14 protein-coding genes and 1 pseudogene are annotated in these 11,777 nt (G+C 40.7%); 1 reads left to right on the top strand and 14 read right to left on the bottom strand.

Annotated elements, in window-relative coordinates; all coding sequences use genetic code 11:
• Positions 1 to 36: 36 nt before the first annotated feature.
• Positions 37 to 1,488: a phospholipase D family protein gene (locus R8N49_RS13205; RefSeq protein WP_130546142.1), complete on the top strand. Its 1,452-nt coding sequence runs from the start codon at positions 37 to 39 to the stop codon at positions 1,486 to 1,488.
• Positions 1,489 to 1,546: 58 nt separating this feature from the next.
• Here the strand turns inward: R8N49_RS13205 and R8N49_RS13200 are convergent, their stop codons facing one another.
• The 14 genes and pseudogenes from R8N49_RS13200 to R8N49_RS13135 all read right to left on the bottom strand — a co-directional run.
• Entirely contained in the window at positions 1,547 to 3,205 is a 1,659-nt protein-coding gene (locus R8N49_RS13200) for an autotransporter assembly complex protein TamA (protein WP_250157698.1), read from the bottom strand.
• A 336-nt stretch (positions 3,206 to 3,541) separates the two neighbouring features.
• Positions 3,542 to 4,006 carry a DUF2846 domain-containing protein gene (locus tag R8N49_RS13195; RefSeq protein WP_005377099.1) on the bottom strand — a complete coding sequence of 155 codons (465 nt, stop codon included), beginning with the start codon at positions 4,004 to 4,006 and terminating at the stop codon, positions 3,542 to 3,544.
• Positions 4,007 to 4,175: 169 nt separating this feature from the next.
• On the bottom strand, positions 4,176 to 4,802 hold the full coding sequence (locus R8N49_RS13190; RefSeq protein ID WP_186584964.1) for a LysE family translocator: 627 nt from the start codon (positions 4,800 to 4,802) through the stop codon (positions 4,176 to 4,178).
• Between the two features lie 326 nt (positions 4,803 to 5,128).
• Complete coding sequence (locus R8N49_RS13185; RefSeq protein WP_042523838.1) at positions 5,129 to 5,755, bottom strand: LysE family translocator; 627 nt, start codon at positions 5,753 to 5,755, stop codon at positions 5,129 to 5,131.
• Between the two features lie 129 nt (positions 5,756 to 5,884).
• Positions 5,885 to 6,238 carry a DUF1428 domain-containing protein gene (locus R8N49_RS13180; protein WP_017821465.1) on the bottom strand — a complete coding sequence of 118 codons (354 nt, stop codon included), beginning with the start codon at positions 6,236 to 6,238 and terminating at the stop codon, positions 5,885 to 5,887.
• Positions 6,239 to 6,335: 97 nt separating this feature from the next.
• On the bottom strand, positions 6,336 to 6,941 hold the full coding sequence (locus R8N49_RS13175; RefSeq protein ID WP_186584962.1) for a hypothetical protein: 606 nt from the start codon (positions 6,939 to 6,941) through the stop codon (positions 6,336 to 6,338).
• A gap of 81 nt (positions 6,942 to 7,022) precedes the next feature.
• On the bottom strand, positions 7,023 to 7,319 hold the full coding sequence (locus R8N49_RS13170) for an antibiotic biosynthesis monooxygenase family protein (RefSeq protein WP_033907479.1): 297 nt from the start codon (positions 7,317 to 7,319) through the stop codon (positions 7,023 to 7,025).
• 143 nt (positions 7,320 to 7,462) lie between these two features.
• Entirely contained in the window at positions 7,463 to 7,750 is a 288-nt protein-coding gene (locus R8N49_RS13165; protein ID WP_053306982.1) for a putative quinol monooxygenase, read from the bottom strand.
• Positions 7,751 to 7,888: 138 nt separating this feature from the next.
• Positions 7,889 to 8,530: an alanyl-tRNA editing protein gene (locus tag R8N49_RS13160; protein ID WP_258489660.1), complete on the bottom strand. Its 642-nt coding sequence runs from the start codon at positions 8,528 to 8,530 to the stop codon at positions 7,889 to 7,891.
• Positions 8,531 to 8,672: 142 nt separating this feature from the next.
• Positions 8,673 to 9,218 (bottom strand): GNAT family N-acetyltransferase, encoded by a 546-nt coding sequence (locus R8N49_RS13155; protein WP_186584958.1) that lies wholly within the window; start codon positions 9,216 to 9,218, stop codon positions 8,673 to 8,675.
• A 253-nt stretch (positions 9,219 to 9,471) separates the two neighbouring features.
• Entirely contained in the window at positions 9,472 to 10,035 is a 564-nt protein-coding gene (locus tag R8N49_RS13150) for a sugar O-acetyltransferase (RefSeq protein WP_005389307.1), read from the bottom strand.
• Positions 10,036 to 10,166: 131 nt separating this feature from the next.
• Positions 10,167 to 10,580, bottom strand: coding sequence for an RDD family protein (locus tag R8N49_RS13145; protein WP_031778951.1), 414 nt, complete (start codon positions 10,578 to 10,580; stop codon positions 10,167 to 10,169).
• 141 nt (positions 10,581 to 10,721) lie between these two features.
• The gene (locus tag R8N49_RS13140) at positions 10,722 to 11,330 is read right to left on the bottom strand and encodes a pyridoxamine 5'-phosphate oxidase family protein (protein ID WP_005389306.1); all 609 of its coding nucleotides are present in this window, start codon (positions 11,328 to 11,330) and stop codon (positions 10,722 to 10,724) included.
• Positions 11,331 to 11,473: 143 nt separating this feature from the next.
• A pseudogene (locus R8N49_RS13135) lies at positions 11,474 to 11,704 on the bottom strand (DUF2007 domain-containing protein); the annotation flags it as partial.
• Positions 11,705 to 11,777: the final 73 nt, after the last annotated feature.

The raw sequence follows: 11,777 nt of genomic DNA, 5'->3' as shown, positions 1-11,777 counted from the left end.
TCCTTATTCCTTGAACATCATTAGGAAGGTTTACTCATGTTTCCTAACGCCCTTCGTGCCCTGCTACTCTTTATCTTCAGCGCACTATTGGTTGGCTGTGCCCAGCCCTACCCGCAAGTTGAACCGGATTTTGAAGCCAATTGGCAAACTACTCAGCATCAAGCCGAAGTTTACTTAATTCCTACCGCTCCAGAAGCCTTTGCGCGTCGCGTTGAACTGGTTAGAAATGCTCAGCAAAGCATCGATATGACTTATTTTTCTTGGGAGAGTGACGCGCTTGGTTTGATGCTACTCAATGAACTCAAGCAAGCAGCAGATCGAGGCGTGCAAATTCGACTCACTCTCGATGATCTATTGGTTTTTAACGAGAAATGGCTTGCTGATCTCAGCGCTCACGACAACATTCAAATTCGTTTATTCAATCCGTTTGATTCACGTAAGTCAGGTTGGATTGGTCGCGCCGTCAACTTCTCTACTCATCAACAACGTTTGGACAATCGTCTGCACGAGAAGTACTTCAACGTTGACCATCAATGGATGATTCTAGGTGGACGTAACATTGGCGACGACTATTTTGGTTACAGCCGCAAAGCCAACTTCTTTGATATGGATGTCTTGTTCAAAGGCAGCATTATTCGAACGTTCGACCAGAACTACCAACAACTTTGGGACAGCGAGCATGTTACGCCGATAGAAAACATCGTTAACGTTACCCCAAACTATTCCGCGTTTACTGAAGCGCTTAATAAAGGTGAGAAAGACAAAAGCATCATTCTGGCGGAAGTTGAAAAACAAGTTAAGCAACTGACCAGTCCCGACTTCATCGCTGCGCAAGTCACCCCCGTTTTCGACTCATTAAACAAGTTAGCAAACAACAAACCCTACTTTAGAAAACGTGCAGAACACCAAGTTTGGCAACAAATAACCACTGCATCCAAAGCAGTGATATCAACGCCTTACGTGGTACCGAGTGATGGTGAATTTGCCTTTATTGATACCTTGATGGAGCAAAAAGCGGACATCACGTTAATGACGAACTCGTCTGCCTCTAATGATTCTGGCTTTATTCCGGCTTATTACGAGGAGCATCGCCAAACCTTGTTGGATAAGGGCGTTCATATACTAGAGTACAAAAACCAAGCGAAAAATGATGACCATTACTTCCATGCAGATACTTATTATCACAACAAGACGGTGATACTCGATGATCGGCTGACTTATATCGGCTCATCAAACTTCGACCCAAGATCGGATTTCCTCAATGTGGAATTTGGTGTGTTGGTCCAAAGCGAAGCTTTTGCAGAACATGTCATGCACTACTTAACTCGACAACAAGATGAACTGTTTTGGCAAGTATCTCGAGATAGACAAGGCCAAACTCAGTGGCAATCAATGAATGAGATCCATACTAAGAATCCAAACTATGGTGGATGGCATAAGGCGCCTAACTGGATATTCAAGAAACTGAATGGTGAGTTCGAACTCTAAACAATCAAGACTTAAAAAGGCTCTCTATCTGCAAGGATGAGAGCCTTTTTAATGCCCGCTAAAACTGCGTGCCTAGCGAAAAGTGAACGCGGAATTGGTCTCCTTGAGGAGCATCTAAACCGTAAGCAAAATCCACTTTGACGGGCACGTATTTTGAGCTCCATATCAAACTCAACCCTGTACCGCTTTTCCAATCCACCCTATCGTTGAAGGCATCACCGACATCATAAAATGCCCCAAGCCACAATTGGCGGTAGACCTGATATTGATATTCCAGCCCAGCAGTAAACATGTAACGAGCACCGGTTAAATCGCCATTTTCATCTCTCGGAGAGATAGACTCATAACCATAACCACGAAGATTGCCATCACCTCCCGCAAAGAAACGTAATGATGATGGAATATCGCTCAAAGTGTCAGCGACATTAATGCCAACATTAGAACGAAAGTGAAACTTGTGTTTTTCACTAATGTCCCAAGACAGAACACTATTGCCCTCAATACGTAGCAAACGAGAATCCGAGAAAAAATTGGGGTCTGAGTATTCCAATGAGTAGACGTGACGGTGCTTTACTTCTAATTGATCGTTCTTACGATCAAGCAGTGAAAATGTCACCCCCGGTAATAACAACTGTGATTCGTTATTCTCCGACGCTTGTCGATAACTCTCTTGCAAATAACGAACGTGCATGGTGCTTTGCCAATCACTGTCTAACTGCCAGTGTTTTTCAAACGATAAATCATTAGAAAAACTCGATGTGTCTCGATAGTCGACATGCTTAGATTCAAACTGAATCCCGTAGTAATCCGTTAGAACATTTTGTGTGGGAATTTTGTAACCAAGTAATAGCGATTGTTCCGGTTTGGAAGCGTACGCTTGTGCCTCAAAACTGTGTCCACGTGCGTTATACCAAGGCTTGCTCCAATTCAGCGAAGCGCGTAACCCCAAGTCTGTCGAATACCCACCGCCGACTTGCACAATATTGCGTGAATTCGGCTCTGCTAGCACTTCTATCGGCACCTTATGACCATCGGATACCTCCTCGAAATCCGCTTTCACAATCACACTGCGAAACCAATCAGTACTGGAGAGATCGGCCTGATATTGACTCAATTTCACAGTGTCAAAATCGTCGCCCCACTCAAATGTTCTCATCGCTTCTATTCGAGCCGTTTCGATACCCGACGTAAGAACAGAGAGCTCTCCAAATTGGTAACGAGAACCACTAGAGAAATGCAGATTCACATGGGCTTGATTCAAACTTGGAATGACTTCCAAAGACGATTCGATAAAACGTCCATCTAAATAACCTTTTTGCTGAGCCAATGAAATCAAGTTTCGTTTTAGCGTGTCGTACTCAGAATGAAGCAACGGCTGCCCTTGTTTAAGTTGAGCTTGATTAATTAGTTCGATGAAATCTTGATCATTACTGGCCTCTCCCGACACAGCAAGATTAGATGTTTTGACCAACATCACCTCCCCCGCGTCAACCTCAAGCGTGATGAGATCATTCTCTGATCTCTGAACATTGAGCTCGGAATGATAGTAGCCATAAGGGTTTAACGCATTATTAACCATCTGCGTTAGTCGATTTGAGGTAATGTTTGAAACAGAGAGTTTCGTTAGTGGTGTAAGGTGACTTTCAAGATTTTTCTCTAATATTGGTGTTAGCCCTTTGATTTTAAATTGCGCTCCGAGTGCATGATGTAAAGGCATAGAAGCTAAAACTGATATACCTATTATTTGTTTAATGAGAGGAGACACACCGCTACCTAGTTTAGCAATACACTCGACAAGGTTAATGATGGAATGGCATATCTGTTAATCGCGTTTGTAGGATTGCTCCCTACGAAATCCTCTCGAAAATTCACGTTTCACAAGTAGATTCTTTGAACAATAAGTGGGCTCAAGCTAGGAGGTGGCAAATCATGCGGTCTGAAATAGGTATACTGTTTGCCAAAAATACAAAACCCAACGCTGAATGGATCTCATCAAGCGTTGGGTTACATTGATAATGTGTTTTTTAATCTAAAAAGCGGTCTGTTTGTAAAACTAGATCGAAGAACAGTTTCCTTTTTCTGCCATGTCGACTTTTAGTACTTCTGCTTTACCTTTGCTTTCGTCTACGAGTTCTACGCCCGCACCACCAACAAATACACCCATTTTAATGTATTGATTAACGAAATAATTACGGCCCTCTTCCGTTAAGATAGTTAAGTGATTTTCAGAAAACTCAGACTCTGTACTTACTTGATGTTCTTTATTGCCTTCGACCTCATGGTAGAAAAACACACCAGGAGCGGTTTCACCAATACATTCCCCATCGACGTAAACATACTTTTTAAGTGCTGCTCCGACAAAAGCGTCTTCTCGATAAATGTAAATCCCTGCGTTCCCCTTTTGAGGTGCTTCAAATGATTTCATTTGATTTGATACTGTCGAATCAACAGTAGGAACAGAAGCACAACCTGACAAACCCAAAAGGAATGCGGAACACAGAATTACTTTATTTTTCATGTTATTAACCTAGCTACGATAAAATCGCGCCAACCATACTATAAATAAATACGTTCACTTATTGGTATTTTTGAAATTTGTGATTCAACCTATGCAATAACACTCATTTAGCGTATAGGTTGAGCAAACCTTAGCCATATAATAATCACGAGAATAAAATGCCCTGTATCTAACGATCACTAAATACCACTTTACTCGCTAGACTGATAAGTAGAATACCTGAAACACCTTCAAGAGTTCTTGAATAACGCTGAGAGTGTGGACGACTAAATACCCAATTACCCACAGATGCGTACAAAACGTTACATGTCGTCGCAAGTACGCTGAACAGCAAGCCAAGTACTAATAATTGCATTGATGTTGAGCTTGCAGACGTATCAATAAATTGAGGCAGAAACGAGAGAAAGAATAGCGCTACTTTGGGATTCAAGACGCTGACGATAACCCCCTGAACAAACACATTTTTATTATTATCAACATTTTTGTTTTCAACGATTTTATTTTCTCCACGCCACATAGACAGTAATGACTGAACACCTAAATAAACTAGGTAAGCGGCCCCTAACCATTTAACAACGCTAAAAGCCAAAGATGAACTCAGAATTATTGCTGACAAACCTAAACATGCCGCTAGTGTATGAAAAAAGTAACCAACACCAAGTCCCAGAGCCGCTTTCAGCCCAGCAGATAATTTACCTTTCATTGTATTGGAAACAATATAAATTACATCAGGTCCAGGAATCATGTTGATAGCGAGACAAGCGACAACAAATAATAATAGTGAGTTTGAATCCATTCTTTTCTCCAAATTAACGTCTTGCGGGATAACATTTCATCGAACTACAAGTAATGCAACGTCCAGGTTTCAATTGGTTATATTTCGTATTAACAACACGTTACTAAACTACAGCACTGCGCGAAGAGCACAATCATGAACAGTGATACGAATTAAATTATGGGCCTTTGTTAGCCCTTTGAATGATAATATTTAGCATCATTGGGTTGTAAGCTTTTTCTAGCCAGCAGCTCTTATGGAAGTTAACAAATCGGCTACTTAGTATACTTAATAGACCGTCAAATCAGATAGATTATCTATTCTTATTTCTTCAAGCCTTTTGTGCTTCATTTTCCTGCCTCACTAAGCAGCAACTTAATACTTGCTACACCAAAAAATAACGCGAACACGCCTTCAAAAACTGCTTTGGATCTGAGATAGGTTTGTCTGACCTTTTTATGCGCGAAAAGAAAAGCATAGCCAAAGAAAACCAAAGCACTAACCAGCCCCACAACAAAAATGACCGACAACAATTCCAACGGACTGGCCTTAGGAGGAACCCCTATCGAATAAAGCGCACCGAAAAACAGAATAGCCTTTGGGTTAGTTAAGTGAATTAACACTCCGGTTAAGTAGTTACCCTTCTTTGTCGTTACGTATGTTTTGGGTAACTTTAGCTGCTCGATGTTGCAGGCTGAATGTACAGACTTTAAAGCCAAATATAAAAGATAAAATGCCCCACAATATCTAAGAATTTCAAAAAGCCAAACATTGCTATAGAGTATGGTTGCGAGACCAAAAGCGGCTGAGGTTGACCAAAATAAAGACCCCGTTAAAACACCTGCAGCCAAATACCCACCAAAGCGCCGACCGTGGTTCATTGACGTGCCTGCTATCGCAAGAGTTGCAGGTCCGGGGCTAGCGATGGCAGCGATAGCTGATACGACAATCAGTGAATAATTTATCTCTTCCATTTTTACTCTAAGCCTCCAAATGGAGTTTTATCAACACTTATCGCAGAATAGTCTATTGAACGTACATCAGAAGCGTAATACTGATTAAAACACCAAGTGTCACGAATCGAGTTGAGATTCTTTGGTATTTTACTGCTCCAAAATAACATCAAATCCGCCATAAATGAGACGCTTTCCATCAAAGGGCATTGGGTTATTATCTGGACTCATTCGAGGATCACCCATGATCCGCTGCCACCCTGAGTCCCGAACTTCTTTTGAAGGCCAGACTACCCACGAAAACACAACGGTTTCGTTGCTTTCAGCGTTAACTGCCATGGGAAATGATGTGATCTCACCATCTGGTACTTCACTCCCCCACGTCTCAACAACCTTTAAGGCCCCAAACTCCCTGAACATTTCTGCTGCTATTTTTGCGTGTGCGATATACTTTTCTTTATTCGCTGTCGGTACTGCAGCGACAAACCCATCAATGTATGACATAAGTAAACTCCTTTCATTGGAGTTATAACCATAGCTCAATAAAAAGAATGCACATGATGCCAAACCATAGAAACAGGTACGTAATACAGCTTGAGAGCTACATTCCTAGCTTGGACTTTATATGCATATTTGAAAGGTATGTGTTTGGATCAAGCTTGGTTAGCATATTTATAATCTCCAAAACACTCGAATACTCAATACGTTCCTCTTCAGCATGCCCGATCCCACCTATTGTAAAGTGAGTAAAGCGGTAATCACGATAAACGTTTTGCAGCTGGCTAGAAATATCTTTGAGTAATCTTTTACTGAGGGCGAATGCAGGGTATTCACTACTTTCTGAAAGCTCTGCTGTAGAGCCAATAGATACAATATTGCATTTATCGTTAAGTGAACCTAAAGCGTTAAGCTCATTGACTAAATTAAGATACCCAATCGGGCCAACATTCATAAACTCAATCAGTTCGCTTGTTGTCAATTCTGAAGACTCTCCCCACATCGACGCCAAATAAACGATGATGTCAAACTCTACACCTTTGAAGCACGTGTAATCTGGTTTTTTATCGGGATCAACGTCAATACAAACAGAAACTACTCCATCCTCAACTAGCTTTGATCTAGAAATCGTATAAATTTCTGTACCCTGTAAGTTCGTAGCCAAAAACCTTCCTAGCCCCTTACTACCTCCAACAATTAAAATCTGCATAACCCTATTCCTTGGTTAAGGTTGTCTTTCATATTGTCCGCCAAACTGTTCATTAGGTATCACTTTAACGTTTCTATTGCCCTACTTAGTTCTATCTTCAATTTCATCGAATGGTTCAACTGAAATACGCTCTGCAATTTCACTCATCTTCTTCATTTTTTCTGGGTTACTAGTTCCCCAAAACCGCTCCCAGTCTTCACGTGTTCGCCACTTGGCAATAGTTAAAACCTTTTCCGGTACATCGTAAGAACGAAGCATAAAACTACCAAGCGCCCCTTCTACTGACTGATGAATTGAATCTGTCGTCGAACGCCATATATTTTGAAACTCATCCATTTTTTCACTTGGCACACGCCATTCATACACAACTCTAAACATAACACTTCCATTAAAATTTCTAGATTTAATACGGCAAAGTATTAAGAACACTAAGCCAGGTGAATAGCTGAATAAAGCAACATAGTAGAGCGTAGAGCAACATGAAAAGCAAAGTGTAAACGCTCTAAATCACTCCGATTCGATTAGTCATGCACACATTCAAAGATTTCGTATTGCCGTTTAACATTGGCTGTTACTTTTCCCCAATGTGAGGCTTGAACTCTTTCCTGATGTTGTTTAAAAGAGGCTTTGTCGACGAACTCCTCATAGACATCAAAACGAAACGGATTAGTCGAGCTTTGAGTCACAAGAAAACTAAGGCAGCCCGGCTCTTCTAACGTGAGCCTTTTGTGAGTTATTAACGCATGTTTTACTAATTCTAGATCCTTTTCCGGAACTAAAATAAAGCCTTTCAATGTAACTTTCGACATATCATCCTCTCGCCCCTGTAACCTTTCGTTAAGAAGTAGCCAACACGCCCTCAATCTCAACCATCATATCGCAAATGTGAATCTCACCATGAATTAAAATGCCACGTGTTAGGAATCTATTTCTAATGCCCTATCGACTTACGAGCATAAGGTTATCTCTACCCTTTCTTTGCCTTTACCGATGTTCTTGCGTTTTAATTGAATTTGGCCGACTTCTGATGTGCGTTTTAAATGAGTGCCACCGCAAGGTACTTGCGCAAACCCATCCACTCTCCAATACCTTCTTTCACTCTCTTGATCGGAAAAGTCACTAATAATAACTGAATCAGAGTTAATCAAATCTTGAACATCAGTTTCAATTTCTTTCAATAACGGACCAATATTTTCAGACCACTCGAAATCTATGCGACTCTTATTTTCAGAAATATGCGCGCCTATCTTAACAATGCCTTCCCGACGCAGATAAAACATCTCGAGCACCACTTCAGCCGCAAAGTGTAGCTTCATTAAGGCGTATCTACGCTTCCAATCAATACTCGTAGTTACAATGTCACCAAGAGTAAAATTTGGAGAGGATTCCAATGTGTAAATAAGTCGAACACCTAACTTTTGAGCAATCAAAACCGGAATACCATTAATCGTTCCTTTATCACTCTCTTGGCCTCCAGACTCTGCAAAGAAGATAGTCTGGTCCAATTCAACCTTATTTCCGTCTACATTGGTCACTCTTGAGTTAAGTTCTGTTTGGTAGGGATTAACCCAAAATAATTTCTCGCTCATGCTGCTATCCTTGCAGTAAGTCCTATCCTTGATAGTACATTCAGTGACCACCAAGTCAATTCAAGAAACCTCGCCGTCAAGTGTAAGGCTGTGTATTGAGTACGAGCAGGCTAGATCTATTAGATGCTTTTAAGGCTGGGTACTAAACGCTGTCCAGGGGTTTAGCTAACAACCCGTAAATTGCTGAATCTGAGACTACTCCATTCACTTCCCAACGCTGCCTTAGGAAACCTTCCTTTATAAAACCTAACCGTTCCAAGACTTTACCTGAAGAAGCATTGTCTGGATCTATCTCAGTCTCGATTCGACGTAGATTCAGTGTTTTGAATGCGTGTTCGATTAATGCAGTTCCCGCCTCTAATACAATGCCTTTACCCCAGAAATGACGACTAACGCCAAAGCCAATTTCTGCGCGCCTAGACTCTTTCACGTAATTAAACAGCATTATCTTACCCAGAAGTTGGCCATTGCTCTTTAGGAAGATGCCTAGTGTCACTTCTGTATTGCTATTCATGGCCTGTGTACTCTTGGCTATAAATGTCCGCGCTTCTTCAATTGAAACCCAAGGGCCAGAGTTCCAATATTTCATGACCTCATGGTCTGAGAAGATGTCAAACAATTCGCTTGCATCATCTTCAACTAGCTCTCTTAGAATTAATCGTTCCGTTTCAATCTTTGTTACTAACATTTTGGGGTCAGCCTTTTGGTTTGTTATTGGTGACGAAAATCCAATAAAAGTGTGAGACACGTAATACAAATGATTTCGTATGAGACTTTTAAACAAGCTCAACGCACGGTAAAAGCACTACGTGTAACGACTCTATATTGAAGCAAATTTTAGACATTCAAGTGCGTCAACAAGTAACCGTTAAACGCATCAAAGCTTGGGGTGAGTTGATCATAAATCCTAAACTCAGGCTCAAAATAGTCCATATACTTTATTATCGCTTAGTGACGATTTCCTTCAGTACTCTGGCTGGGTTGCCACCAACAACGACATTGTCTCCAAAACTCTTTGTAACGACTGCGCCAGAGGCTACCACCACGTTGTTCCCAAGTGTTACGCCAGGGTTGATTACGGCATGGCCACCTATCCAACAATTGTCACCAATGTTTATGGGCTTTGCTAGCTCTAAACCACTGTTCCTCTCGATAGGATCTAAGGGATGAGTCGCAGTATAAATGCCAACTTGAGGCCCAAGTAAACAGTTATCACCAAACTTAACTTCCGCAACATCCAAAATCACACAACCAAAATTAGCGTAAAAATTATCTCCAACGTGAATGTTGGATCCGTAGTCGCAATTGAAAGAAGATTCAACATGAATATCGTCACCTGTTGTGCCGAACAAGCGCTTGGTTATTTGAACTCGCTTTTGTTTATGCTCAACAGACGTGGCATTCAATTTTTCAGTTAGTAACCTAGCGCTCAACCTTAACTTTAATAACTCTTCATCACTTGGGTCATAAAGCTCACCTGCTAACATTTTCTCTTTTTCTGACATAAAACTTGGACTCCAATACCAATTTTCTTACAACGCTACATTAAGTATGTGAGTAACGCTACCTCCTAAGCGAGGCTGTTCCACCACGAAAACAAAGCCCGACTTGAACCCTAGTCCTCAGCGCTATCAATTTAGTGCACTACCACCACCGTTCTCACTAACTTATCACCGAGACGTTGCCTCTTTTTACCAAGAATGAAAATTGAGTCAATAAAACCGAAGAATGGAGTAATAACATTTCGAAAGAGCGACTGAAAAATATTGCACTTTTTACCCGTTCTTGCACTTATAACTGCAATGCCCAAAAGTTTTTTACCCACACTTTGACCATTTGGTAAACAATCAGAAAAAAGGTAATACGATACAGTCGCAGTTACTGCTGTAGCGCGCACAAGCTCTTTTTCAATACCGATTTCTAAGCCGACCCATAAAACGAGAGTAAAAATGCTAAAACTGACAAAAAGATCAATCATTTGTCCAACACACCTAACTCCCGGACTAGCCAAAACGTAATTTTCTAGAGTAAATTTTTCTGCATTTTTCATTTTAAAATTTGGACTAACAATTGCTTATTGGTGAACTAACATTATTGAGACAGTAACATCCCCACTAAACCTAATCCATACTTCCGCAGAGCACGGTCGAACCTGATTTTTCTATCTTTTCAATATATTACCACGCTCGTTCTAAAGGCTAGATTGGTAATATTTCAACATCTCTTCTTGATTAAGCGCTTTACTTTCTAACTTTTGTTGATCTTTAAAGATTTGAGCTAATGAAGGGAGAATTGAGCGATTTACTTTATAGTCATCAGACCAAAGTTTCCCTCTCATCACCGCTTTCGCACAATGAAAGTACATACTCTCTATGACTATTTTGATAACAACCTTAGGATCTTTACTTCCATCGGGGCAAGCAGATATCAAGTTGGCGTCGGTGTGAATACTTGCGATTCCTTTAATACGGAGCACTTCATCAATACCATTTACCATCAATAACAACCCTACCTTGGGGTTACTAATGATATTTTTTAGACTATCGATACGATTGTTCCCCGAGCTATCAGGGAGCAACAATGTTGATTCATCTAAAACTTTTACGAAGCCAGGCTCCCCTCCTTTAGGAGAGAGATCGATATACCCTTGTGAATCAGCGGTACTTAGAACTGCAAAATGGCAATTATTAATTAATGTAATCGCATGAACATCCAGCACAGGCAGCGCTTTATTTTTAGCTCTCGCACTTGGCTCTGCGTAAATTTCTTTTAACTGCTCTATTGTTTTAATTTCACTCATTCAATGTTATTCCTTCACTATCGTATAATACTTTGCTTGTAAGCAAGCAGTAACTCTGACTTCTTGTATAGGCACTCGACCTAACTCATCGTAAAAATACTACGAGTACAAGTTGTCTCTTTAATGCCTTGTTATCTGAAGATTTAAAGTTTTTCACTAAACTCCCCACACTGCTTACACTTATAACCATGCTTGTAAAAAAACAGTGGAAAACCCAGTAAAATAAAAACTAAGAAAGCTGGGCGTTTACCTTTTGTAAATGCAAATAGATCTTTACTACCACATTTAGGGCAAACGTCTTTTTCTTCATCAACGTCAACTTCATTTCCCAATGATTCTGAGAAATCGCTACTAAGTATTTGTTTCGCATCTTGGATTCAAGTACGAAGTGCGACACCTCTGAACATAAAAACAGTGAGATGCGATAATCATGAAGTTTGCTCCCGC

This window comes from Vibrio sp. 1978 (genome assembly GCF_033344345.1).
This window is presented reverse-complemented; position numbering and strand designations above follow the sequence as displayed.